Annotated in this window: 22 protein-coding genes and 1 riboswitch; of the genes, 15 read left to right on the top strand and 7 right to left on the bottom strand. The window is 74.2% G+C overall.

Going from position 1 to position 23,042, the window contains the following annotated elements; all coding sequences use genetic code 11:
* Positions 1-44: 44 nt before the first annotated feature.
* The 11 genes from BMZ16_RS05895 (at position 45) to BMZ16_RS05845 (ending at position 12,926) form a co-directional block, all read left to right on the top strand.
* A complete protein-coding gene (locus BMZ16_RS05895; RefSeq protein ID WP_089798570.1) occupies positions 45-1,472 on the top strand; it encodes a glycoside hydrolase family 10 protein in 1,428 nt (475 codons plus the stop codon).
* A 141-nt stretch (positions 1,473-1,613) separates the two neighbouring features.
* Positions 1,614-2,426 carry a DeoR/GlpR family DNA-binding transcription regulator gene (locus BMZ16_RS05890; protein WP_089798569.1) on the top strand — a complete coding sequence of 271 codons (813 nt, stop codon included), beginning with the start codon at positions 1,614-1,616 and terminating at the stop codon, positions 2,424-2,426.
* Positions 2,423-3,628: a galactose-1-phosphate uridylyltransferase gene (gene galT / locus BMZ16_RS05885; protein ID WP_218143313.1), complete on the top strand. Its 1,206-nt coding sequence runs from the start codon at positions 2,423-2,425 to the stop codon at positions 3,626-3,628. The genes BMZ16_RS05890 and galT overlap by 4 nt, the downstream gene beginning before the upstream one ends.
* 86 nt (positions 3,629-3,714) lie before the next feature.
* Positions 3,715-4,962, top strand: a complete 1,248-nt coding sequence (gene galK / locus BMZ16_RS05880) for a galactokinase (RefSeq protein ID WP_089798762.1) — start codon at positions 3,715-3,717, stop codon at positions 4,960-4,962.
* 139 nt (positions 4,963-5,101) lie between these two features.
* A complete protein-coding gene (locus BMZ16_RS05875; RefSeq protein ID WP_089798568.1) occupies positions 5,102-6,124 on the top strand; it encodes a permuted SH3 domain-containing protein in 1,023 nt (340 codons plus the stop codon).
* Positions 6,121-6,927 (top strand): ABC transporter ATP-binding protein, encoded by an 807-nt coding sequence (locus BMZ16_RS05870; protein WP_089798567.1) that lies wholly within the window; start codon positions 6,121-6,123, stop codon positions 6,925-6,927. Before BMZ16_RS05875 ends, BMZ16_RS05870 begins: the two co-directional genes overlap by 4 nt.
* Positions 6,924-8,132 carry an ABC transporter permease gene (locus tag BMZ16_RS05865; protein ID WP_089798566.1) on the top strand — a complete coding sequence of 403 codons (1,209 nt, stop codon included), beginning with the start codon at positions 6,924-6,926 and terminating at the stop codon, positions 8,130-8,132. Before BMZ16_RS05870 ends, BMZ16_RS05865 begins: the two co-directional genes overlap by 4 nt.
* A 205-nt stretch (positions 8,133-8,337) precedes the next feature.
* Positions 8,338-9,324, top strand: a complete 987-nt coding sequence (locus BMZ16_RS05860) for a hypothetical protein (RefSeq protein WP_089798565.1) — start codon at positions 8,338-8,340, stop codon at positions 9,322-9,324.
* 28 nt (positions 9,325-9,352) lie between these two features.
* Positions 9,353-10,969: a hypothetical protein gene (locus BMZ16_RS19205; RefSeq protein WP_089798564.1), complete on the top strand. Its 1,617-nt coding sequence runs from the start codon at positions 9,353-9,355 to the stop codon at positions 10,967-10,969.
* Positions 10,966-11,685 (top strand): ABC transporter ATP-binding protein, encoded by a 720-nt coding sequence (locus BMZ16_RS05850; protein WP_089798563.1) that lies wholly within the window; start codon positions 10,966-10,968, stop codon positions 11,683-11,685. The genes BMZ16_RS19205 and BMZ16_RS05850 overlap by 4 nt, the downstream gene beginning before the upstream one ends.
* A complete protein-coding gene (locus BMZ16_RS05845; protein WP_089798562.1) occupies positions 11,682-12,926 on the top strand; it encodes an ABC transporter permease in 1,245 nt (414 codons plus the stop codon). The genes BMZ16_RS05850 and BMZ16_RS05845 overlap by 4 nt, the downstream gene beginning before the upstream one ends.
* Positions 12,927-12,980: 54 nt before the next feature.
* On the opposite strand, the gene BMZ16_RS05840 is transcribed toward BMZ16_RS05845, so the two are convergent.
* The 5 genes from BMZ16_RS05840 to BMZ16_RS05820 all read right to left on the bottom strand — a co-directional run bounded on the left by BMZ16_RS05840 (position 12,981) and on the right by BMZ16_RS05820 (position 17,418).
* On the bottom strand, positions 12,981-13,793 hold the full coding sequence (locus BMZ16_RS05840; RefSeq protein WP_177199597.1) for an exodeoxyribonuclease III: 813 nt from the start codon (positions 13,791-13,793) through the stop codon (positions 12,981-12,983).
* A 57-nt stretch (positions 13,794-13,850) separates the two neighbouring features.
* Positions 13,851-14,330: a VOC family protein gene (locus BMZ16_RS05835; RefSeq protein ID WP_089798560.1), complete on the bottom strand. Its 480-nt coding sequence runs from the start codon at positions 14,328-14,330 to the stop codon at positions 13,851-13,853.
* Positions 14,331-14,499: 169 nt separating this feature from the next.
* On the bottom strand, positions 14,500-15,381 hold the full coding sequence (locus BMZ16_RS05830) for a bifunctional methylenetetrahydrofolate dehydrogenase/methenyltetrahydrofolate cyclohydrolase (protein ID WP_089798559.1): 882 nt from the start codon (positions 15,379-15,381) through the stop codon (positions 14,500-14,502).
* A 14-nt stretch (positions 15,382-15,395) separates the two neighbouring features.
* Entirely contained in the window at positions 15,396-16,676 is a 1,281-nt protein-coding gene (glyA, locus tag BMZ16_RS05825) for a serine hydroxymethyltransferase (RefSeq protein ID WP_089798558.1), read from the bottom strand.
* A 66-nt stretch (positions 16,677-16,742) separates the two neighbouring features.
* A riboswitch (ZMP/ZTP riboswitch) is annotated at positions 16,743-16,832 on the bottom strand.
* A 49-nt stretch (positions 16,833-16,881) separates the two neighbouring features.
* The gene (locus tag BMZ16_RS05820; protein WP_089798557.1) at positions 16,882-17,418 is read right to left on the bottom strand and encodes a MarR family winged helix-turn-helix transcriptional regulator; all 537 of its coding nucleotides are present in this window, start codon (positions 17,416-17,418) and stop codon (positions 16,882-16,884) included.
* A gap of 39 nt (positions 17,419-17,457) precedes the next feature.
* Here BMZ16_RS05820 and BMZ16_RS05815 point away from each other — a divergent pair, with 39 nt between their 5' ends.
* Positions 17,458-18,390, top strand: coding sequence for a DMT family transporter (locus BMZ16_RS05815; RefSeq protein ID WP_089798556.1), 933 nt, complete (start codon positions 17,458-17,460; stop codon positions 18,388-18,390).
* A gap of 90 nt (positions 18,391-18,480) precedes the next feature.
* Here the strand turns inward: BMZ16_RS05815 and BMZ16_RS05810 are convergent, their stop codons facing one another.
* Positions 18,481-18,972, bottom strand: coding sequence for a GNAT family N-acetyltransferase (locus tag BMZ16_RS05810; RefSeq protein ID WP_089798555.1), 492 nt, complete (start codon positions 18,970-18,972; stop codon positions 18,481-18,483).
* A gap of 48 nt (positions 18,973-19,020) precedes the next feature.
* Here BMZ16_RS05810 and purU point away from each other — a divergent pair, with 48 nt between their 5' ends.
* The 3 genes from purU (at position 19,021) to BMZ16_RS05795 (ending at position 22,154) form a co-directional block, all read left to right on the top strand.
* Entirely contained in the window at positions 19,021-19,887 is an 867-nt protein-coding gene (purU, locus tag BMZ16_RS05805) for a formyltetrahydrofolate deformylase (protein ID WP_089798554.1), read from the top strand.
* A gap of 210 nt (positions 19,888-20,097) precedes the next feature.
* Entirely contained in the window at positions 20,098-21,531 is a 1,434-nt protein-coding gene (locus BMZ16_RS05800) for an extracellular catalytic domain type 1 short-chain-length polyhydroxyalkanoate depolymerase (RefSeq protein ID WP_089798553.1), read from the top strand.
* A 164-nt stretch (positions 21,532-21,695) separates the two neighbouring features.
* Positions 21,696-22,154, top strand: a complete 459-nt coding sequence (locus BMZ16_RS05795) for an aromatic ring-opening dioxygenase LigA (protein WP_089798552.1) — start codon at positions 21,696-21,698, stop codon at positions 22,152-22,154.
* 73 nt (positions 22,155-22,227) lie between these two features.
* Here BMZ16_RS05795 and BMZ16_RS05790 read toward each other — a convergent pair whose 3' ends face one another.
* On the bottom strand, positions 22,228-23,016 hold the full coding sequence (locus BMZ16_RS05790) for an ATP-binding cassette domain-containing protein (RefSeq protein WP_255366374.1): 789 nt from the start codon (positions 23,014-23,016) through the stop codon (positions 22,228-22,230).
* Positions 23,017-23,042: the final 26 nt, after the last annotated feature.

The raw sequence follows: 23,042 nt of genomic DNA, 5'->3' as shown, positions 1-23,042 counted from the left end.
GTGCTGCCGGCTTCTCGCCGGCAGACCACCCTGAGGAGGGATCGATGACGATCACACGTCACCGGCGTGGACGCGGACGCGCCAGCGCCGTCAGCGCCGTCGCCGTGGCCACCCTGGCCGTGGCCCTGGCCGTGCCTGCCGCCGCAGCGGGCAGCACGCTCCAGGCGGCCGCTGCCGAGACGGGGCGCTACTACGGCACCGCGATCGCGGCCAGCCGGCTGAACGACGGGACCTACACGAACATCGCGAACCGCGAGTTCAACATGATCACCGCCGAGAACGAGATGAAGATGGACGCGATGCAGCCCAACCGCGGCCAGTTCAACTGGTCCTCGGGCGACCGCATTGTCAACTGGGCCCGCCAGAACGGCAAGCAGGTCCGTGGGCACGCCCTCGCGTGGCACTCCCAGCAGCCCGAGTGGATGAAGCCCATGGAGGGCCCCAGCCTCCGCACCGCGATGCTCGACCACGTCACCCAGGTCGCCACGTACTACCGCGGCAAGATCCACAGCTGGGACGTCGTGAACGAGGCGTTCGCCGACGGCAACTCCGGCGGCCGCCGCGACTCCAACCTGCAGCGCACGGGCGGCGACTGGATCGAGGCCGCGTTCCGCGCCGCCCGGGCCGCCGACCCCGGCGCCAAGCTCTGCTACAACGACTACAACACGGACAACTGGTCGCACGCCAAGACCCAGGGCGTGTACAACATGGTCAAGGACTTCAAGGCGCGCGGCGTCCCGATCGACTGCGTCGGCTTCCAGGCGCACTTCAACTCGGGCAACCCGGTGCCGTCGAACTACGACGTGACGCTGCGGAACTTCGCCGCGCTCGGCGTGGACGTGCAGATCACCGAGCTGGACATCGAGGGCTCGGGCAGCTCCCAGGCGCAGCAGTTCCAGGGCGTCCACCAGGCCTGCCTCTCGGTCCCGCGCTGCACGGGCATCACCGTGTGGGGCGTGCGTGACACGGACTCGTGGCGCGCCTCGGGCACCCCGCTGCTGTTCGACGGCTCGGGCAACAAGAAGGCCGCGTACACCAGCTCGCTCAACGCGCTCAACGCCGGCGGCGAGCCGGTCCCCGGTGTGACCCCCGGGCCCACGTCCACCCCGACGTCGACGCCGACGGCCGGCCCGACGACCCCGCCCCCGACCACCCCGCCCCCGACCGGAAACGGCACCTGCACGGCGACGTACTCCGAGGGCCAGAAGTGGAACGACCGGTTCAACGGCACGGTGACCATCCGCGCCAACGGCAACATCACCAGCTGGACCTCGACCGTCACGGTCCGGTCCCCGCAGCGCATCATCGCGACCTGGAGCGGCTCCCCCACGTGGGACAGCAGCGGCAACGTGATGACGATGCGCCCGAGCGGCAGCGGCGCCCTGGCGAACGGCCAGACGGTGTCGTTCGGCTTCACGGTGCAGCACGGCGGCAACTGGACGTGGCCGACGGTGGCCTGCTCGGCCTCCTGACGACCTGATCGTCCGCACCTGACGGGGCGGGCGCGGTGCCCACGGCGCCGCGTCCGCCCCGTCGCCGTCGTGGGGCGGTACCGCCCGGTGGACCCGCTGTGCGATGTTGGTTTCTGTTCGGTCGTGATGGATACTGTTCCCATGCTGGCCACCCAACGGCGGGAGCGGATCCTCGACGAGGTCCGCGTCCACGGCGCCGTCCGCGTCTCCGACCTGGTGGTCGCGCTGGACGTCTCCGACATGACGGTCCGCCGCGACATCGCCGAGCTCGCCCGCGACGGCCTGGTGCGGCGCGTCCACGGCGGCGCCGTGGCCCCCGACACCCCCGCCCGGTCGACCGACGAGCCGGGCTTCGAGGCGAAGCGCACGTGGTCCTCGGCGGAGAAGTCGGCGATCGCCCGGGCCGCGATCGCCGACGTCGAGCCGGGCCAGTCGCTCGCGCTGTCCGCCGGTACCACGACCTGGCTGCTCGCCACCCTGATCGCGGCCGACCCCGCGCTGCGCCCGCTCACGGTCGTGACCAACGGGCTGCGCGTCGCCGACGCCCTGCACGGCGTCCCCGACGTCGAGGTCGTGCTCACCGGCGGCACCCGCACCCCGTCCGACGCGCTCGTCGGGCCCGTCGCCGACGCCACCCTGCACCACCTGCGCGTCGACCGCGCCTTCCTCGGCGTGCACGGCCTCGACGCCGACGGCGCCACGACCCCCAACCTCGCCGAGGCCGCCACCGACCGCGCCCTGGTGCGCTGCGCCGCCGCGACCACCGTCCTGGCCGACCACACCAAGTGGGGCACGGTCGGCCTGGCGCGCATCTGCGGCCTCGACGAGATCGACACCCTGGTCGTCGACAGCGGGCTCGCCCCCGACGCACGCGCCCACCTGGCCGACGCCGTCGCCCGCCTCGTGCTGGCCGACCCGACCGCCACCCCCGCACCCCCCGGAGAGCAGCCGTGAGCACCGAACAGCAGCCCGACGTCACCGCCCGCGTGCGCCGCACCGCCACCCGGCTGGCCGACGGCCGCGAGCTGATCTACTTCGACGACTCCGAGCCGTACGTCTCCGGCGCGGCCACGCGGCGCCTCGACGACCCGCGCCCGCTGCCCGACCGGTACGCCCCCGTCGTCGACGCCGACGGCGTCGCGCACCCCGTCACCGGCCCCGAGCTGCGCCTGGACCCGCTCACCGGCGAGTGGATCCCCATGGCGGCGCACCGCATGAACCGCACCTTCCTGCCCCCGGCGGACGCGAACCCCCTCGCCCCGGCGCGGCCCGGCGCGGCCTACCAGGACGGGGAGATCCCCGACACGGACTACGACGTCGTCGTGTTCGAGAACCGGTTCCCCTCCCTCATGACCGTGCCCGGGGTCGACACCGGCACCGAGCTCGTCGACGGCGAGCCGCTGTGGCAGCGCCGCGCGGGCGTGGGCCGCTGCGAGGTCATCTGCTTCTCGTCGGACCCGACGGCGTCCCTGGCCACCGTCGGGCCGCGGCGCATGCGCACGGTCGTCGAGGCGTGGACCGACCGCACGCGCGAGCTGTCCGCGCTGCCCGGTGTCGAGCAGGTGTTCTGCTTCGAGAACCGCGGCAAGGAGATCGGCGTCACCCTGCACCACCCCCACGGCCAGATCTACGCGTTCCCGTACGTGACCCCGCGGACGCAGGCGATGCTGCGGCAGGCGCGGGCGCACCACGAGACCACGGGTCGGCTGCTGCTGCGCGACGTCCTCGACGCCGAGCTGCGCCACGGCCGCCGGGTGGTGCTGGAGTCCGAGCACTGGGTGGCGTACGTCCCGTACGCCGCGCGGTGGCCCGTCGAGGTGCACCTCGCACCGCGGCGCGACGTGCCGGACCTGCCGGCGCTGACCGACGCCGAGAAGGCCGACCTGTCGACCACCTACCTCACCCTGCTGCGCCGGCTCGACCAGTTCTTCGTCGACGGTGACGGGGGTGCGATCCCGCTGCCCTACATCAGCGGCTGGCACCAGGCCCCGGTGCGCGAGGGGCGCGACGTGTCCCGCCTGCACCTGCAGGTCTTCTCCGTGCTGCGCGCGCCGGGCAAGCTCAAGTACCTGGCCGGGGTGGAGTCCGCGATGGCGTCGTGGATCTCCGACACCACGCCCGAGCGCATCGCGCGCCGTCTGCAGGAGCTGGCGTGAGCCGGTCGGCCGCGGGCACGCCCGCGACGCCCCCGGCCTCCGCGGCACCCCCGTCCCCCGCACGCACGAGCCCGGAGCACGCCACCATGACCGACACCGCCCCCGTCTGGACGGCCGCCTGGGACCGCCCCGCGGGCGAGGAGCGCGCCCGTGCGCTGTTCGCCGCGACGTTCGGGTCCGCACCCGACGGCGTCTGGTCCGCCCCCGGCCGCGTCAACCTCATCGGTGAGCACACGGACTACAACGCCGGCCTCGCGCTGCCCGTCGCACTGCCGCACCGCACGTACGCCGCGGTCGCCCGGCGCGACGACGACCTCGTGCGCCTGGTGTCGGCGCAGGAGCCGGCCGGGGCCCGCGAGGTGCGCCTGGCGCACGCCGTGCCCGGCGCGGTGACCGGCTGGGCGGCCTACGTCGTGGGCGTGGCGTGGGCCCTGCGCGAGGCGGGCCACGACGTCGGGGGGTTCGACGTCGCGATCGACTCGTGCGTGCCGTTCGGCGCGGGTCTGTCGTCGTCGGCGGCGCTCGAGGCGTCGGTCGCGGTCGCGCTCGACGCGGTGCACGACCTCGGCCTGGCCGGCGGGGTCGACGCCGACGGCGCCGCACGGGACGACGCCGGCCGGGCCCGCGTCGCCGAGCTGTGCGTGCGCGCCGAGAACGAGATGGCGGGCGCACCGACGGGCGGCATGGACCAGGCCGCGTCGCTGCGGGCACGCGCGGGGCACGCGCTGCTGCTGGACTGCCGCGACGGCGGTGTGCGGCACGTGCCCTTCGACCTGGCCGCGCACGGCCTGGCGCTGCTGGTGGTCGACACCCGTGCCGAGCACTCGCACGTCGACGGGGAGTACGCGCAGCGCCGCGCCGCGTGCGAGGACGCGGCACGGCGGCTCGGTGTCGCGTCGCTGCGCGAGGTCGCCGACGCCGCCGAGGGCACCGACGCCGCGCTGGCCGCTCTCGCCACCGCCGCCGACGGTGACGTCCTCGTGCGCCGCGTCCGGCACGTCACGTCCGAGATCTCGCGCGTCCGCGCCTTCGTCGAGGCGCTCGACGCGGGCGACGTGGCGGCCGTCGGCCCGCTCATGGACGCCTCGCACGCCTCGCTGCGCGACGACTACGAGGTCTCCTGCCGTGAGCTCGACGTCGCCGTGGAGGCGGCCCTCGACGCCGGCGCGCTCGGTGCACGGATGACCGGCGGCGGGTTCGGCGGCTCCGCGATCGCGCTGGTCCGGGACGCGGACGTGGACGCGGTCGCGGCGGCGGTGGCGGCGGCGTTCGACGCGCGCGACCTCGCCGCGCCGGCGTTCGCGGTCGCGGTCGCGGGTCCTCCCGCGGCATGAGACCGGGCTGTCGGACCGTCCTGCCAGGTCCTCCCGCAGGTTGACGCGACCTCCACCGGCCGCTCGCTAGCCTCCCCAGGGTCGAGACGTCCCGCAGCCGTGGTGCCGTCGCCGGCACCGACGCGAGGAGCTCATCGCAGTGGTACGTCGCTACGTCTTTCCCGCCCTGCGCATCGTCATCTGGGCCGTCATCGCCCTCGCGCTGGTCCGCATCGCCTTCGCGGGCGCCGACATGAGCACCGAGGCCTCGGGCGCCGAGCCGACCGGGCAGGTGGTCGAGCCCACGGTCGAGGCCACGTCCGCGACGATCACCAACGCGGTGACCGTGCGCGGCTCGGTCGTCGCGGACCCCGCCGTGCCGGTGCGGGCCACGCTGGCCGGCGTGGTCTCCAAGCTGCTGGTGGCCGACGGTGCGCAGGTCGAGGCCGGCACCCCCGTCCTCGAGATCCGCCAGGAGACGCCGCAGGAGCCGCTCACCAGGACCGACCCCACGACGGGCGAGACCACCGTCACCGAGCGCAAGCCCAAGGTGGTCGTCGAGCAGGTCAAGGCGCCGGTCACCGGGACGCTCACGATGCCGACCCTCAAGGACCAGGTCCTGTCGGTCGGCGACACCGTCGGCCAGGTCTCCCCCGGCACGCTGTCGGTCTCGGGCGTCCTCACGCCCGACCAGCAGTACCGGCTGGTGGGTGCACCGGGCGAGGCGCAGGTGACGCTCAAGGGCGGCCCGGCCCCGTTCACCTGCACCGGGCTGCGGATCGGGGCCGCGGCGCAGCCCGCGACGCCGGACGACGCCGAGACCGAGGGCACGACCACCCCGTCCGGGACCGTCGCGTGCTCCCTGCCGGGTGACGTCACCGCGTTCCCGGGTCTGGGCGCGGACCTCGAGATCGTCAACGGCACGGCCGCGGACGCCGTCGTCGTCCCCGTCAGCGCCGTGCAGGGCACCGTGCAGCGCGGCAACGTCTGGGTGGTCGCGTCCGAGGGCGCCGAGCCGGAGCAGCGCGAGGTCGGGCTCGGCCTGACGGACGGTCAGGTCGTGCAGATCACCGAGGGCCTGGCGGTCGGCGACCTGGTCATGCAGTTCGTGCCCGTGCCGGCCGACGAGGGCGAGATCGACTGCGACGACCCGTCGCAGTACGACCCGGCGGTCTGCGCATGAGCCTCCTGGAGCTGAGCGGGGTCACCCGGTCCGTCCGGCTGCCCGACGACCGGCTGCTGGAGATCCTGCGCGGCGTGACCCTGAGCGTGGACACCGGTGAGCACGTCGCCGTGGTGGGTCGGTCCGGCACGGGCAAGTCGACCCTGCTGAACATCCTCGGCCTGCTCGACGCCCCGACGGACGGTGAGTACCTGCTCGAGGGCACGCCCATCGGCCGGCTGTCCGCCCGCGAGCGCACGCGCCGGCGGGGTGAGGACTTCGGGTTCGTGTTCCAGCAGTTCAACCTGCTGGCCGGTCGGACGGCGCTGGAGAACGTCGCCGCCCCGCTGATGTACGCCCGGGGCGGGCAGTTCTGGCGACGCAAGACGCTCGCGGCGCAGATGCTGGACCGCGTCGGGCTGGGCGACCGGCTCGACACCATGCCGGAGAAGCTGTCGGGCGGCGAGCAGCAGCGCGTCGCCATCGCACGGGCGCTGGTCCGCGGACCCCGGGTGATCCTCGCGGACGAGCCCACCGGTGCGCTGGACGTCGAGACCGGCCAGGAGGTCATGGGCCTGCTCGACGAGATCGCGTCGATGACGGGCGCGGCGCTGGTCACCATCACCCACGACCTCGCGGTCGCCGCACGGGCACAGCGCCACTACCGGCTGACCGAGGGGGTGCTCGTGCCCGTCGACCTGGGCGGAGCGGGCCACGAGTGGGTCGGTGACGTCCCCACGGTGCACGGTGCGCGGAGCCTGCCCGGCGCCGTGCGCGGCGTTCCCGAGCTCGGCCCGTCCGTCCCCGCGCAGGTGCAGCCGTGACGGGGCTGGTCGGCGCCGTCGTCGAGGCCTGGGACGAGCTGCGGCTGCACAAGATGCGCGTCCTGCTCGCGCTGATCGGCGTGGCCGCGGCCGTCACCGCCATCACGGCCGTCACAGCGGCCGTGGAGATGCTCGCGCAGGGGTTCACGGAGCAGGACGAGCGGTTCAACGGTCGCCAGGTGACGCTGAGCGTCGACGCCTGGGCCACGAGCCCCGACGTGCAGGCGGACACGGCGGCGCTGGACGCGACCTACGCGACGGCGCTCGAGCGCTACGGCATCACCTACGCCAGCCGGGACATGTACACGCAGGTGCCGTTCCGCTTCCCCGGCGGGACGCGGCCCACCGAGACGCGCGCCGTGGACCCCGACCTGGGCGTCATGCAGCGCATCGGGGTGACCGAGGGCCGCTGGTTCACGGACGCCGATCTCCAGACGTTCGCGCCCGTCGTCGTCGTCAACGAGGTGTTCCTGGAGTCCCTCGGGGTCTCCGGGCTGGCGAGCCGCCCCACGGTCCTGCTCGGCGACGCGTCGCCGGTGCGGGCCACGATCGTGGGGGTCACGCCGAGGATGTGGCAGGGCGAGGGGCCGTCGGTGTTCGTCCTGTACGACCAGCTCGCCCGCTGGTACACGCCGGCCGATCCCGAGTGGGGCCCGACCGTCCCGTCGCTCAAGGTGTGGGTGCCGCCCGAGGCGGCCGACGACCTGGCGCCGCGCCTGCAGCGCGACGTCGTGGCGGCGCTGCCGGGCTGGGAGGTCCAGATCAACGACAACCGGAGCATGGGGTCGTCCGGCCTCGACGGCGCGGCGCGGTGGGTGGCGCTCGGGGTGGGCGCCTTCGCCCTGTTCCTCGGCGGGCTGGGCCTGGTCAACATCGCCCTCGTCACCGTGCGCCACCGCATCCGCGAGATCGGGATCCGCCGGTCGTTCGGCGCGACCTCGGGCCGGATCTTCTTCGGTGTCCTCATGGAGTCGGTCGTCGCGACCGTCGTGGCCGGTGTGGTCGGCGTCGTGCTCGCGGTCGCGGTGGTCAAGAACATCCCGGTCGACTTCCTCTTCGGCGGCGGGATCCAGGACATGCCCCCGTTCCCGGTGTCGGCGGCGGCCGTCGGGATGGTCTGCGCGACGGCCGTCGGCGCGCTGGCGGGCCTCCTGCCCGCCACGGTGGCCGTCCGCGTCAAGGTGATCGACGCGATCCGGTACTGACGCGGGCCGCCGGGCCGGGGTGCATCACAGGACCCGCACAGGATCAGACCGGGGTAGCCCAACCTTTCGAGGGTTGTCCTCCCCGCGTCGCCCTCGCGTCATCCTCGCGCCCGACCCGGCGGCCACGGGGCCTGGCTATCGTCGGCGGCGGCGCTCGTCGACAGTGCCCTGACTCTCGTCACCGATCCTCGAGAAAGGCACGCCGATGCGTCGCACACCCGGCCTCCCCGTCCTCAGCCTCGCCGTCGCGGCACTCGTCCTCGCCGGCTGCAGCGGGGGCGGGTCCGACGCCCCGTCGGACGCCGAGACCGGACCGTTGGGCGCGTGGTTCGAGAAGATCGGCGGCTCGTACGAGGGCGAGGACTTCGAGCGGCAGCAACGGGAGTCCGAGGAGATCGTCGCGGCGTGCATGGCCGAGCAAGGCTTCGAGTACACGCCGGCCGAGCCGATGGCCGGGGGCGAGGCGGAGGACGCTCCCGAGATGGACACGAAGGAGTTCGCCGAGCAGTACGGGTACGGGGTCACCTTCAGCGACGAGCTGTACGGCAGCGGCGAGGAGTGGGTCAACCCCAACGACGACTACGTGGCCGCGATGTCCGAGACCGAGCAGGCGGCCTACTACGAGGCGCTGATGGGGGCGATGGCGGACTACGACTACGCGGCGGACCCGGACGGCACCAACATGCCGGGCTGGGAGGAGCAGGGCTGCAACGGCAAGGCCCAGCACGAGGTGTACGACCAGGACGTCTGGTCGAACCCGGCGCTGGAGTCCTTCTGGGACGAGATGCAGCGCGAGTACGAGGGTCTCGCGGACGCGAACCCGGAGCTCGCCGAGGCGGAGAAGAAGTGGTCCGCGTGCATGGCCGAGGCCGGGTTCGACTTCGCCGGCCCCGACGAGGCGCGGCAGAGCGTCTACGACCAGTGGGACGCCCTGTACCAGGCCCTGCCGGCGTACGACCCCGACGCCGACCCCGACGAGATCGACCCCGCGGCGTACGAGATCGACCCCGCCGCCGAGGCCGAGCTGCGCGAGCAGGAGCTGACCCTGGCGCCCGCGGACTACGAGTGCCGCGTCTCCACGGGCTACGACAAGGCCTACGACGTCGCGAACCTGGAGCTCGAGGAGCGGCTCTGGGACAAGTACGGCGCGGAGCTCGAGGCCGCCACGGGTGGCAGCACCCCGAGCGAGTGACGGCCGCACCGCCACGGGGGGTCACGTCATGAGCAGGGTCTCCACGCACGTCTCCGGCGGGCGGCGCACCATCGTCGTCATGGCGGTCGTCGCCGTCGTCTGCCTCGCCCTCGGGCTGCTGCTGTCCCGGCTGATCGTGTCACCGGGCCAGGCCGCGGCGAACGCCGCGGCCCCCACCGCCGGCCCCATCACGGTGCCGGTCGAGAGCCGGGTCATCGCCAACGAGGTGCTGCTGCGGGGTGACGTCGGGTACGACGACCCGGTCGACCTCGCCATGGAGACCGGCGACCTCGGCGGACCGGCGGTCGTGACCGGGCAGGTCAAGGAGGTCGGCGCCACCGTCGAGGCGGCCTCGGTCGCGCTCGAGGTCGTCGGGCGGCCCGTGATCGTCCTGCCCGGGGACCTGCCGACGTACCGGACACTGCGCTCGGGCGTCTCGGGGCCGGACGTCCAGCAGCTCAAGCACGCGCTGCGCGCCGTCGGTCTCGACGGCGGCGACCCCGGCAACGCGACGTACGACGCCGCGACGGCGGCCGGCGTGCGCGCGCTGTACCAGAAGGTGGGCTACGAGGCGCCCACCGGCAGCGCGGAGGTCCAGCAGTCGGTGGAGGCCGCGCAGGAGGCCGTCACCGGTGCGCAGGCGTCGGTCCGCGCCGCGGAGGCGGGGCTGTCGGCCGCCGGGCGGGCAGCGGCGGGCACGCCGGTGGCGGCGCTCGACGGGGAGGTGCAGGTCGCGGAGGCGCGTCTGGCGTACCTCACCCAGCAGTGCGCGGCCCCACCGACGGAGGGCGCCGAGAGCGTCGTCGACTGCTCCCCGCCAGCGCGGGTGGAGGCCGACGCGGCCCTGGCGACCGCGCGAGCCGCGCGCGCCGCCGCGGACGTGGGGCCGGACACCACGGCGGAGCGCGAGGCGGTGCGCGCCGCGCGGGACACGCTGACCGCCGCGCGCCAGGCCCTGACGAAGGCCCAGGCCGACGCCATGACCCCGCTGCCCGCGACCGAGGTCGTGTACCTGCCGTCGCTGCCGCGTCGCGTCGACGCCGTCGAGGTGGAGCGGGGCGGGATCGTCCAGGGCGAGTTCATGAGCCTGTCGGGGGCGACGGTCCAGATCACCGCGTCGGCCTCGCGCGCGGACGCCGAGCTGCTGGTGCCGGGCACGGTGGGCACGGTCACCGTCGACGGCACCGACGTGCCCGTCACCGTCGCGGAGGTCACCGCCCCGGAGGCCGGCGCGGCCGAGGAGGAGTCGACGGGCGGGGGCACCGCGCCGACCGGCGAGCGCCGCCGGGTCGTCCTGCGCGTCGGGGAGCTGACGCCCGAGCAGCTCGCTGCCGTCCAGGGCACCAACGTGCGGGTGCGGATCCCCGTCAGCTCGACCGAGGGCGAGGTGCTGGCCGTACCGCTGGCGGCGCTCACCGCGGGCCCCGGTGGCGAGAGCCGGCTGGAGCTCGTGGAGGACGGCGGGAGCCGGCTCGTCGAGGTCACGACCGGCCTGGCCGCGTCGGGCTACGTCGAGATCACGACGTCGCAGGAGCCGATCGAGGCCGGTGACCTGGTCGCCGTCGGCATCTCCCCGCAGCAGGGACCGTCCGACGACGGCACACCGGCCGGCGGGTCGGAGCCGGACGCCGAGGAGGACGCGTGACCGTGCTCGACCTCCTCGGCGCCGACGACGCGACCGACGTGGTGCCCCCGGTCGTGGAGCTGCGGGGCGCCGCCCGGCAGTTCCCCGGCGACCCGCCGGTGAACGCGCTGCACCCGGCCGACCTGCAGGTCCGCGCCGGGGAGTACCTCTCGGTGGTCGGCCCGTCGGGTTCCGGCAAGTCGACGCTGCTCAACCTGCTCGGGCTGCTGGACCGGCCGTCGAGCGGCGAGTACCTGGTCGACGGGATCCCCACGGCGCAGGCCGGGGAGCGGGAGCGGGCCGCCGTGCGGGCCCAGCACATCGGGTTCGTCTTCCAGGCGTTCCACCTGCTGCCGCACCGCACCGTGCTGGAGAACGTGCTGCTCGCGACCATCTACAGCGGTGTCCCCCGCACCGAGCGGCGGGACCGGGCGGCCGAGGCGCTGGACCGGGTCGGGCTGACCCACCGGCTGGACTTCCGCCCCACCGTCCTGTCCGGCGGCGAGCGTCAGCGCACGGCCGTCGCCCGGGCCGTCGTGTCGCAGCCGCGCGTCCTGCTGGCGGACGAGCCGACCGGCAACCTCGACTCCGAGAGCTCGGCCGCCGTGCTCGAGCTCTTCGACGAGCTGCACGCCGACGGCCTCACGCTCCTGGTCATCACGCACGAGGACGACGTCTCGGCGCGGGCCCAGCGCCGGGTGCGGATCACCGACGGCCACCTGCGGGAGCTCGCGTGACCGCCGTGGCGCAGCGGGTGCCGCGCGGCGACCGGTTCGGTGCGGGCGACCTGCTCGCGGAGGCCGCCGCCGGGATCGGTGCGCGACCGGGCCGGCTGATGCTGACGATCCTCGGCACCGTGCTGGGCATCGCCTCCGTCGTGGTGACGGTGGGGCTGGCGCAGACCGCGGCAGGGCAGATCAACAAGCAGTTCGACGCGGTCGCCGCCACGCAGGGGGCGGCGGAGGCCGCGACCAGCAGTCTCGGCGGCGACGAGCTCGCGCTCGGCACGCTGCCGTGGGACGCGCCCGAGCGGGCCGAGCGCCTCAACGGTGTCGAGGCCGCGGGCCTGGTGTCCGAGATCGAGGCCGAGGGGCTGGAGGTCACGACCGTCCCGGTCCACGACCCGTCCGCGTCCCGGACGGCGAGCACGCCCGTGATGGCGACGAGCGCCGGCGCGCTGGCCGCCCTCGACGGGCGCGTGGTGCAGGGCCGCTACTTCGACGCCGGCCACGACCAGCGGGGCGACCGTGTCGTGGTGCTCGGGGCGGACGCCGCCGACCGGCTCGGCGTCGTGCGGGTCGACCGGCAGCCGTCGATCTTCATCGGCGAGCGCGCGTACCAGGTGATCGGCGTCGTCGACGACGTCGTGCGGCGCACCGACCTGCTGTCGGCGGTGATCCTGCCGAACGGGACCGCGCGTGCCGACCTGGGCCTGACCGTGCCGCAGGAGCTCCACCTGCACCTGCAGGTGGGGGCCGGACCGCTCGTCGGCTCGCAGCTGCCGACCGCACTCAGCCCTGACGCACCCGAGAAGGTGAAGGTGGGCGTGCCGACCGGGGGCTCGGCCGTGCAGCGCAGCGTGCAGGCCGACATCAGCGCGATCTTCCTGGCGCTGGGCGGTGTCGCGCTGCTGATCGGCGGGGTCGGGATCGCGAACGTGACGCTGCTGTCGGTGCTGGAGCGCGTCGGCGAGATCGGCCTGCGCCGCGCGCTCGGCGCGACCCGGCGCCAGATCGCCGCGCAGTTCATGGTCGAGTCCGTGGTCGTGGGCATGCTCGGCGGCCTGGTCGGCGCGGCCCTCGGCGTCGCCGTCGTCACCGCCGTGTCGGCCGCGTCCCGGTGGACGCCGATCCTGGACCTGCGGATGGTCGCCGTGGCGGCGCTGTCCGGTGGGCTGATCGGCCTGCTGGCCGGGCTCTACCCGTCGATGAAGGCGGCCTCGATCGAGCCGATCTCGGCCCTGCGCGGGGGCGTCTGACCCCAGGCGCACGGCCCGGTCCGCGCGCCCGACACCGCCGTCACGGCGCCGTCGTCAGAGGTCGTACTCCACGACCACCGGGGCGTGGTCGCTGAACCGGGCGGCGTACGTCTCCGCCCGGTCGACCACGGCGGTGCGGGCGGCCCGGGCGAGCGCGGGCGTCGCCAGCTGGTAGTCGATGCGCCACCCCGCGTCGTTGTCGAACGCCTGACCCCGCCAGGACCACCACGTGTAGGGGCCCGGCCCGGGACCACCGAGGTCGCGGCCCAGGTCCCGCCAGCCGAGCCCGTCGAACCACCGGTCCAGGTACGCCCGCTCCTCGGGCAGGAACCCGGCCTTCTTCAGGTTGCCCTTCCAGTTCTTGATGTCGACCTCGCGGTGGGCGATGTTGAGGTCGCCCGCGACCACCGCGAGCCCCTCGGCGGCCACCAGCGCCTCGAGCCGCGCGGTGACGTGCGCGAGGAACGCGTGCTTCTCGTCCATCGACGGCGCGCCGGCCGTGGCGGAGTGCAGGTAGGCGGACGCCACCGTGAGCGTCCGCGCGGGGCGCTCCCCCTCGGCCGGCACCTCGAGGTCGGCCTCGACCCACCGCCCGGCGTCGCCGGTGACCCCCGTCCCGAGGCCGATGCGCACCGCCCTCATGGGCAGGCGCGAGGCGATCGCCACCCCGGCGCGTCCCTTGGCGTGCCCGGCCTCGTGCGCCAGGTGCCACTCACCGGGCGGCAGGTGGTCGGCGAGGATCTCGTCCGAGCCGCGCACCTCCTGCAGCAGCAGGACGTCGGGCTTGCGGACGTCGAGCCACTCCCCCATGCCGCGGCGGAAGGCGGCCCGGATGCCGTTGACGTTGACGGTGGCGACGCGGAGCACGCGGCCATCCTGCCCCACCCCGCCGACATCACCGTCGCTCGCGCGACGTCGCGCTCGTCACCCCCGCGCGTAGGCGGCCTCCAGCGGCGCGATCTCGAGCTTCTGCATCCCCAGCATCGCCTGGGTGGCCCGCGCCACGCCCGCGGCATCGGGCCGCGACATGATCTCGTCGAGCGCCGTGGGCACGACCTGCCAGGACACCCCGTACCGGTCCTTGAGCCAGCCGCACTGGCTGTGCACCCCGCCGCCGGCCACGAGCGCGTCCCAGTAGTGGTCGACCTCCTCCTGGGTGTCCACGCCCAGGACGAACGAGAACGCCTCGTCGGGTGTGAACTGCGGACCGGCCGTGAGGATCGTCACGGCGTGCCCGTCCATCTCGAGCTCGACGACGAACGGCTCCCCCTCGGCGACGTCGGGGACGCCGGCCGGGGCGCGCTGGACACGGGTGATCCGCGACCTCGGCACCACGGAGACGTAGAACTGCGCGGCCTCGTGACCCCGCTCGGCGAACCACAGGTGGGACCGGACCATGCCCATGACGGGCTCCTCTCGTCGGCGCGACCCCCGTACGGACCGGTGCCGACCCACCGACTCATCGCCCGGCACCTGCCGGCTGCGTCCCGCGTCGGCGAACGCCGGTCCCCCCACGACGCCGACGGGCCCGGGTCGACGTGCGACCCGGGCCCGTGGACGTGCGACGGCGGCCTCAGCCCGCCTGGCGCTCCGCCGTGGCGACGACGTTCGCCAGCAGCATCGCGCGGGTCATCGGCCCGACCCCGCCGGGGTTGGGCGAGACCCAGGACGCCACGTCCCAGACGTTCGGGTGGACGTCACCGACGATCCGGCTCCGGCCGGTCTCCGGGTCCTCGACCCGCGAGACGCCGACGTCCACGACGACCGCACCCGGCTTGACGATCTCCGAGGTGATGATGCTCGGCACGCCCGCCGCGGCGATGACGACGTCGGCGTTGCGCGTGTGCTCCGCCAGGTCCTCGGTGCCGGTGTGGGTGAGGGTCACCGTGGCGTTGACGGCACGGCGCGTGAGCAGCAGACCGATCGACCGTCCCACCGTCACGCCGCGGCCCACGACGACCACGTCCGCCCCGCGCAGCGGGACGTCGTGCCGCTCGAGCAGCTCGACGATGCCGGCGGGCGTGCACGGCAGCGGCGAGGTGATCTCCTCGCTGATCCGCAGCACGAGGCGCCCGAGGTTCATCGGGTGCAGACCGTCGGCGTCCTTCTCCGGGTCGACGAGCTCGAGCACGCGGTTGGTGTCGATGCCCTTCGGCAGCGGCAGCTGCACGATGTACCCGGTGCACGCCGGGTCGTCGTTGAGCCGCTGCACGGCGGCCTCGATGTCGGCCTGCGACGCGTCGGCGGGCAGCTCCTCACGGAGCGAGGAGATGCCGACCTCGGCGCAGTCCTTGTGCTTGCCGTTGACGTACCAGCGCGAGGCGGGGTCGTCACCGACGAGCAGCGTGCCGAGGCCGGGCACCACGCCGCGCGCGGCGAGCGCCGCGACGCGCGTGGTGAGCTCGGCCTTGATCTCGGCCGCGGTGGCCTTGCCGTCCAGCGGCTGAGCGGTCATGGGTGCGCCTCCGCTCAGTACTGCTGCAGGCCGGGGTACAGCGGGAACGCCTCGGTGAGCTTGCGCACCCGGGCGGCCAGCGCCTCGACGTCGGCCGACGTGCCCTCCACCAGCGCCGTGGCGATGATGTCGGCGACCTCGGTGAACTCCGCGTCGCCGAAGCCCCGCGTCGCCAGCGCGGGCGTGCCGATGCGCAGGCCCGACGTGACGCGCGGGGGGCGCGGGTCGAACGGCACGGCGTTGCGGTTGACCGTCACACCGGCCGAGTGCAGGAGGTCCTCGGCCTGCTGGCCGTCGAGCGTCGAGTGGCGCAGGTCGACGAGCACGAGGTGCACGTCCGTGCCCCCGGTGAGCACCGAGACGCCGGCCGCGGCCACGTCCGGCGCGGTGAGGCGGTCGGCGATGATGCGGGCGCCGTCGATGGTGCGCTGCTGGCGCGCCCGGAACTCCTCGGTGCCGGCGACCTTGAACGCCACGGCCTTGGCGGCGATGACGTGCATGAGCGGGCCGCCCTGCTGACCCGGGAACACGGCGGAGTCGATCTTCTTGGCGTACTCGCCCTTGCTGAGGATGAAGCCGGAGCGCGGGCCGCCGATGGTCTTGTGCACGGTGGACGACACGACGTCCGCGTACGGGACGGGCGACGGGTGCAGGTCCGCGGCGACCAGGCCGGCGAAGTGCGCCATGTCGACCCAGAGCTTGGCGCCGACCTCGTCGGCGATCTCGCGGAACGCGGCGAAGTCCAGGTGGCGCGGGTACGCCGACCAGCCGCCGATGATCACGTCGGGCCGGTGCTGCAGGGCGGCCTTGCGCACGGCCTCGGGGTCGACCCGGAAGGTCTGCGGGTCGACGCCGTACGCGGCGACGTCGTAGAGCTTGCCGGAGAAGTTGATGCGCATGCCGTGCGTGAGGTGGCCGCCGTGCGCCAGGTCGAGGCCGAGGATCTTGTCGCCGGCGCTGATGAGCGCGTGCAGCACGGCGGCGTTGGCCGTGGCGCCGGAGTGCGGCTGGACGTTGGCGTGCTCCGCGCCGAACAGGGCCTTGGCACGGTCGATCGCGATGGTCTCGGCGATGTCGACCTGCTCGCAGCCGCCGTAGTAGCGGCGGCCCGGGTAGCCCTCGGCGTACTTGTTGGTGAGCACCGAGCCCTGCGCCTGCAGGACGGCCCGGGGCACGAAGTTCTCGGAGGCGATCATCTCGAGGGTGCTCTGCTGGCGGGCCAGCTCACCGTCGAGGACGGCGGCGATCTCGGGGTCGAGCTCGGAGATGTTCTGGTCGAGCACGTTCTCGCTCATGCAGGGACTCCTGTCGCAGTCAGCTGTGCGGGCGGCGTCCGGCGCACCGCACACGTCGGGTGGGCGACCGAGGGCCCAGGCGTCCGACCCGTTGGTCCAGCTGCTGCGTCGCTCCCCGGTGGTGACCCACCTGCTGCGCCAGTCGCGACGCACACAGCCTAGCAACCGCCGGGCGGCCAGGACCCGGGCATTCCGTGGCGCACGCTCAGGCCGTGGCAGGCGGCTCCTCCAGCGCACGGAGCCAGGTGCGCAGGATGCGCTCGAGGGCGTCGACGTCGGCGGGGTCGAGCGCGTCGAGCAGACGCCGCTCGTTGACCATGTGGTCGGTGAACGCGGCGTCGATCACGTCGCGGCCGCGCTCGGTGAGCGCGACGACGCGGGCGCGCGCGTCGGCGTCGCTCACGCGGCGGGTCACCAGGCCGGCACGCTCCAGGCGGTCGAGGCGCTTGGACATGCCGCCGCTGGTCACGAGCGTGTGCGCGACCAGGTCGCCCGGCGACCGCTCGTACGGGGGGCCGATGCGCCGCAGGGTCGCCAGCACGTCGAACTCGCCCTCGGTGAGCCCGTGCTGCTCGTAGACGTTCACGAGCTCGTCCGTCAGGTGGTTCGCGACGCGGTGCAGTCGGCCGATCACCTGCTGCGGCCGCACGTCCAGGTCCGGACGCTCACGCCGCCAGGCGTCGCCGACGAGGTCGAGGCGGTCCGGCCGCGGGGCGGTCCGGGAGGTGTCGGAGGGAGGCACGGCAGGAATATATCTTCCTCGTCAGATATTTTGTCTTCCGTGGAAACTACCTGGCGCTGGTCGCTGCTCGCCGCCGTCGCACCCGTCACCTGGGGCGCGGCCTACTTCGTCACGGCGCACACCCTGCCCGCGACCCACCCGTTGTGGGGCTCGGTGCTGCGCGCGCTGCCCGCCGGGCTGGTCCTGCTCGCCCTCGCCCGCCGCGCACCGCACGGCACCTGGTGGTGGCGGTCGCTCGTCCTCGGGGCGCTGAACATGAGCGCGTTCTTCGTGCTCGTGTACGTCGCGGCCCAGCGCCTGCCCACGTCCGTGGCCTCCACGGTGATGGCCGTGTCACCGTTCGCCCTCGCGCTCGTCGCCTGGCCGCTGCTCGGCCAGAGGCACCGGGCCGCGTCGCTCGCCGGGGCCGGCCTCGGGTTCACGGGCGTCGTCGCGATGCTCGTCACCGGGAGCGTCGCGGTCGACCCGCTCGGCGTGCTCGCCGGCGCCACCGCGATGCTCATGTCGTCCGTCGGGTTCGTCCTGGCCACGCGGTGGAAGGACGACGTCGACGTGCTGACGACGACGTCCTGGCAGCTGGTGGCCGGCGGGCTGCTGCTGGTGCCCGTCGCCGTCGTGGCCGAGGGCGCTCCCCCGGCGCTCGACGGACGCGGCTGGCTCGGGCTGGCGTTCCTGTCGCTCGTCGCCACGGCGCTGGCCTACGTCGCGTGGTTCACCGCCCTGCGGCACCTGCCCGCGAGCGCCGTGGGGCTCGTCGGGCTGCTCAACCCCGTCACCGGTGTCGTCGTCGGGCTCACGCTCGGCGGCGAGCGCCTCACCGGGCTGCAGACGCTCGGCGTCGCGGCCGTGCTCGCCGCGGTCCTCGTGGGGCAGCCCGCGGTGCAGGCGCGGCTGCCACGTCGGCGCCCGGCTCCGGGTCACGCCTCCGACCCGGAGCGGCCCGCCGCGCGGCTCGCGGCGGTCGGCCGCTGAGCCGCCCGGCACCTGACGTCGGCACCGTCCGTCACGCACGACGCCCCGCGACGGGTGCGTCGCGGGGCGTCGGAGGGCGGCGCGTGCGGCTCAGGCCTCGACGGGCTCGCCCTCGCCGAGGAGCTTGCGCAGGTACGCGTACGTGAGGTCGCCGGCCGTCTGGTCGTGCTGGTGCTCGTACCCGGCCTTGTTGTACAGCGCGATGTTCTGCAGCGAGTCGCGGCCGGTGAAGACCCAGACCTCCTCGATGCCGTCGGGCAGGATCGGCAGGATCGCGGTGAGCAGCTCGGTGCCGATGCCCTTGCCCTGCAGGTCCGGGGCGACCGCGAACCGGCCGAGCGTGGCCTTGGACCCCTCGACGAGGACCCGGATCGACCCGACGAGCCGATGACCCAGCCACCCACCGAGCGTGATGACGTGCTCCGCGCGCAGGTCCTCCTCGAGCTCGGTGAGGGTCTGCGTCAGCGGCGGGATGTTCGGGTCGCCGTACTGCTGCGCCTCGGTGACGAAGGCAGCGCGGCGCAGCGTGAGCAGCTCACCCGCGTCGTCCACGGTGACGGGGCGGATGTCGAGGGCGGTCATGGCGCCATGGTGTCAGCCCTCGACGTCCGCGCACTACTCTCGGACCTCGTGTCCTCCACTTCGCCCGTCGACCCGACGCACCTCGTCCTGACCCTGTCGTGCCCCGACCGCCCCGGGATCGTCGCGGCCGTCGCCGGCCTGCTCGCCGAGCACGGGGGCAACATCACCGAGTCGCAGCAGTTCGGCGACCCGCTGTCGGGGCTGTTCTTCATGCGGGTCCAGGTGACGACCGACGTGCCGGTCGCCCAGCTGCGGGCCGACCTGACGCGGCTCGCCGCACGGTTCGAGATGGCGTGGCAGCTGGACGTCGCCGGGCGCCCGGTCCGGACGCTGGTCATGGTGTCGACGACCGCGCACTGCCTCAACGACCTGGCGTTCCGTCAGCGCTCGGAGGGCCTGCCCGTCGACCTCGTGGCGGTCGTCTCGAACCACGACGTGCTGCGGCCGATGGCCGACTTCTACGGCATCCCGTTCCACCACGTCCCGGTGACCGCGGCGACCAAGGCCGCCGCCGAGGAGCGGCTGCTCGCGCTCGTCGAGGAGCTCGACGTCGAGCTCGTCGTGCTGGCGCGGTACATGCAGATCCTCTCCGACGACCTGTGCCGCCGCCTGCAGGGCCGCGTCATCAACATCCACCACTCCTTCCTGCCGTCATTCAAGGGCGCGCGCCCGTACGCCCAGGCGCACCAGCGGGGCGTCAAGCTCATCGGGGCGACCGCCCACTACGTGACCGGGGACCTCGACGAGGGGCCGATCATCGAGCAGGACGTCGAGCGCGTCGACCACACCCACGCGGTGGAGCACCTGGTGGCGCTGGGTCAGGACGTCGAGCGTCGCGCGCTGGCGCGGGCCGTGCGCTGGCACGCCGAGCACCGCGTGCTGCTGGACGGCAACCGGACCATCGTCTTCCGCTGACGCGGCCGGCGGGGCCGGGCCGCGCACGCCGCGGGCCGGACGACCGCCCCCTGGTCGCGACCGGGAGGGACGGCACCTGCGAAGCGTTTCGGGGCGTGCGCAGCCCCCGGGGCGGGGACATGCTCGGCTGGACGGCTCCGGCAACCGTTCGCCGGGCCGCGTCGACGCCGCCGCGCGCACCGCCGCGCCCGGCCGGGCCAGGAGGACACGATGAGAACACTCCGCAGCGGCGCGGGGCGTCGCACCGCCGTGCGCGCCGGGCTGCTGGGCACCGCGCTCGCGCTCGCGCTGACCGGTGCGGCGCAGCTCGCGACGGCCCCGCCCGCGCAGGCCGCCTCGCTGGTCGAGGTGTCCGGGTTCGGCAGCAACCCCGGCGGGCTGCGGATGAGCCTGTTCGTCCCCGACCGCCTCGCGGCGAACCCCGGGGTGCTCGTCGTCGTGCACTACTGCACGGGCAGCGCGCAGGCCATGTACAACGGCTCCCAGTTCGACGAGCTGGCCTCCCAGCACGGGTTCATCGCGGTCTACCCGAGCACCAACCGGCCCGGGAGCTGCTTCGACGTGTCGTCGACCGCGGCCATGACGCGCGACGGCGGCAGCGACCCGCAGAGCATCGTGCAGATGGTGCGGTACGTGCAGCAGCGCTACACCACCGACACGTCGCGCGTCTTCGTCACCGGCGTCTCCTCCGGCGCCATGACCACCCAGCTGCTGCTCGCCGAGTACCCCGACGTCTTCGCGGCGGGCTCGGCGTTCGCCGGGGTCCCCGCGACGTGCTTCTCGACCGGCGGCTCCGCCCCGGGCACGAGCGCGCAGGCCGGGTGGAACAGCGACTGCGCGCAGGGCCGGCGGATCCTCACCGCCCAGCAGTGGGGCGACCTCGCACGTGCGACCTACCCGGGGTACACGGGCACGCGCCCGCGTGTGCAGCTCTGGCACGGCACGAACGACGAGACCCTGAGCTTCCAGAACTTCACCGAGGCCGTGAAGCAGTGGACGAACGTGCTGGGCGTGAGCGCCACGCCCGCGTCCACCGAGACCATCGGCTCCGACCGCACCCGCGCGCGCTACGGCGGCACCGGCACGCAGGCCCCTCTCGAGACCAACCGGTTGCAGGGCACGTCGCACAACCTGCCCGTCGACGCGGCCGCGGCGGTCGCGTTCTTCGGGCTGGACCAGGCGGCACCGACGCCGACGCCCAGTGCGACGCCCACCCCGAGCGTGACCCCCACGCCGACCGTCACGCCGAGCCCGACCGTCACGCCGACGCCCGGCACGACGCCCACGCCCGGCACGACGCCGACGCCCGGCCCCACCCCGGCCGTGGGCGGGTGCGCCGTGACGTACGCGGTCAACCAGTGGAACACCGGCTTCACGGCGAACCTCACGGTGCGCAACACGTCGAGCACACCGGTCGACGGCTGGACGCTGCGGTGGTCGTTCCCCTCGGGGCAGCAGGTGACGCAGGCGTGGAGCAGCACGGTCTCCCAGACGGGGAGCCAGGTCACGGCGACCAACGCGCCCTGGAACGGCTCGCTGCCGCCCGGCGGCTCCGTGCAGATCGGGTTCAACGGGTCGCACACCGGTACCAACACGGCACCGACGGCGTTCACCCTCAACGGCGTGACCTGCGCGGTCGCCTGACGCGCGCACCCTTCCCCGCGGGTCCCGGGCTCCGGTCCGGGGCCCGCGGCACGCAGGACCGGACTCGCAAATCGTTTCGTCTCATATCTCCTTGAGATTTCATCCACCACGGTGGGGGCACCGGCGCCACGCGGCGCCGGCGCTACCGATCGAAGGGGAGTCCCATGTCCGCCGACGTCGCACCCACCGCCACCACCACGGCACCCGCACCCCGCGCCGCCCGTCGCACCCGCCTGCTGGGCACGCTCCTCACCGCCCTCGGCGTCGTCATGGCCCTCGCCGGCGCCGCCACCTGGGGCGGCATCGCCCAGGGCCTGGCGCAGGAGGAGGTCGTCGTCTCCGACAACGCCGCGGCGTTCGCAGGGTCACCCGTGGTGTCGCCCTGGACCGCGTGGGCCCAGGCCGAGGTCATCCGGACCGACCTGGAGGAGATGACCGGCGGGCAGACCTACGCCGAGATGGACCGCGAGGACCCGCAGCGGCAGGCCGTCGCGACCGGCACGTTCCTGCGCGCCTCGCTCATCACGTCGGTCATCGCCTTCGGCGTCGCCCTCGCCCTCGTCGGCATCGGGACGGGTTTCGTCCTGGGCGGCCTGGGCCTGCGCAGCGCGTCGGCCGGCTGAGCGCCGCGGGGTGCGGGCGGGCGCGGCGCCGCCCGCACCCGCCAGGGCGGCCCCTCGTCAGCGCACGGTGCCGTCAGCGCAGCGCGTCGAGCGGGTGCGCCCGGGACACCTGCGTGGCACCGGTGATCGCCGCGAGCAGCTCCTCCTGGGTGACCGAGCGGGCGTCGAACGACCCGTTGTTGCGGCCGTGGCGCAGCACCTCGATGCGGTCGGAGACCGCGCGCACGTCGTTGAGGTTGTGGCTGATGAGCACGACGCCCAGGCCCAGCTCACGCAGCCGCTGGATGTGGGTGAGCACCTCGGCCGTGTGCGCGACGGACAGCGCCGCGGTCGGCTCGTCGAGGATCACCAGCCGGGGCGACCCGATGAGGGTGCGGGCGATCGCGACGGTCTGCCGCTGCCCCGCGGACAGGTGGCCGATCGGGGTGCGCACGGACGGGATGCGGCTGGTCAGGTCCCGCAGGATGCCGCGGGCGACGCGCTCCATCTCGCCGTCGCGCATGAGCGAGCGCTCGCGCAGCTCACGGCCCAGGAAGAGGTTGGCCGTGACGTCGAGGTTCTCGCACAGCGCGTAGTCCTGGAAGACCGTGGCGACACCTGCCTGGTGCGCGTCGGACGGCGAGCCGATCGTCGTCGGCTCCCCGTCCATCTCGATCAGGCCCGCGTCGGGCTGGATCACGCCGGACACCACCTTGGCGAGCGTGGACTTGCCGGCACCGTTGTCACCCACCAGCGCGACGACCTCGTGCGGGTGCACGGTGAGGTCCACGTCCACCAGCGCCTCGACCGCGCCGAACCGCTTGGACACCTGGCGCAACGACAGCACCGGCGTCCGTCTGCCGACACCCACGGTCCCGACCACCTGCCCTCCGTCGCGCACGTGGGGAC

It is taken from the genome of Cellulomonas sp. KH9 (assembly GCF_900114185.1).
In the GTDB taxonomy this organism is placed as follows: Bacteria; Actinomycetota; Actinomycetes; order Actinomycetales; family Cellulomonadaceae; genus Cellulomonas.
Note: the sequence above shows the minus strand (reverse complement) of the source record. Positions and strands in the feature narration are given on the sequence as shown.

Excerpts from the sequence above, each read along its gene's own strand:
- BMZ16_RS05895 (WP_089798570.1), top strand. The coding sequence starts at position 45 with ATGACGATCACACGTCACCGGCGTGGACGCGGACGCGCCAGCGCCGTC.
- BMZ16_RS05890 (WP_089798569.1), top strand. The coding sequence starts at position 1,614 with ATGCTGGCCACCCAACGGCGGGAGCGGATCCTCGACGAGGTCCGCGTC.
- galK (WP_089798762.1), top strand. The coding sequence starts at position 3,715 with ATGACCGACACCGCCCCCGTCTGGACGGCCGCCTGGGACCGCCCCGCG.
- BMZ16_RS05870 (WP_089798567.1), top strand. The coding sequence starts at position 6,121 with ATGAGCCTCCTGGAGCTGAGCGGGGTCACCCGGTCCGTCCGGCTGCCC.
- BMZ16_RS05860 (WP_089798565.1), top strand. The coding sequence starts at position 8,338 with ATGCGTCGCACACCCGGCCTCCCCGTCCTCAGCCTCGCCGTCGCGGCA.
- BMZ16_RS19205 (WP_089798564.1), top strand. The coding sequence starts at position 9,353 with ATGAGCAGGGTCTCCACGCACGTCTCCGGCGGGCGGCGCACCATCGTC.
- BMZ16_RS05835 (WP_089798560.1), bottom strand. The coding sequence starts at position 14,330 with ATGGGCATGGTCCGGTCCCACCTGTGGTTCGCCGAGCGGGGTCACGAG.
- BMZ16_RS05830 (WP_089798559.1), bottom strand. The coding sequence starts at position 15,381 with ATGACCGCTCAGCCGCTGGACGGCAAGGCCACCGCGGCCGAGATCAAG.
- glyA (WP_089798558.1), bottom strand. The coding sequence starts at position 16,676 with ATGAGCGAGAACGTGCTCGACCAGAACATCTCCGAGCTCGACCCCGAG.
- BMZ16_RS05810 (WP_089798555.1), bottom strand. The coding sequence starts at position 18,972 with ATGACCGCCCTCGACATCCGCCCCGTCACCGTGGACGACGCGGGTGAG.
- BMZ16_RS05800 (WP_089798553.1), top strand. The coding sequence starts at position 20,098 with ATGAGAACACTCCGCAGCGGCGCGGGGCGTCGCACCGCCGTGCGCGCC.
- BMZ16_RS05795 (WP_089798552.1), top strand. The coding sequence starts at position 21,696 with ATGTCCGCCGACGTCGCACCCACCGCCACCACCACGGCACCCGCACCC.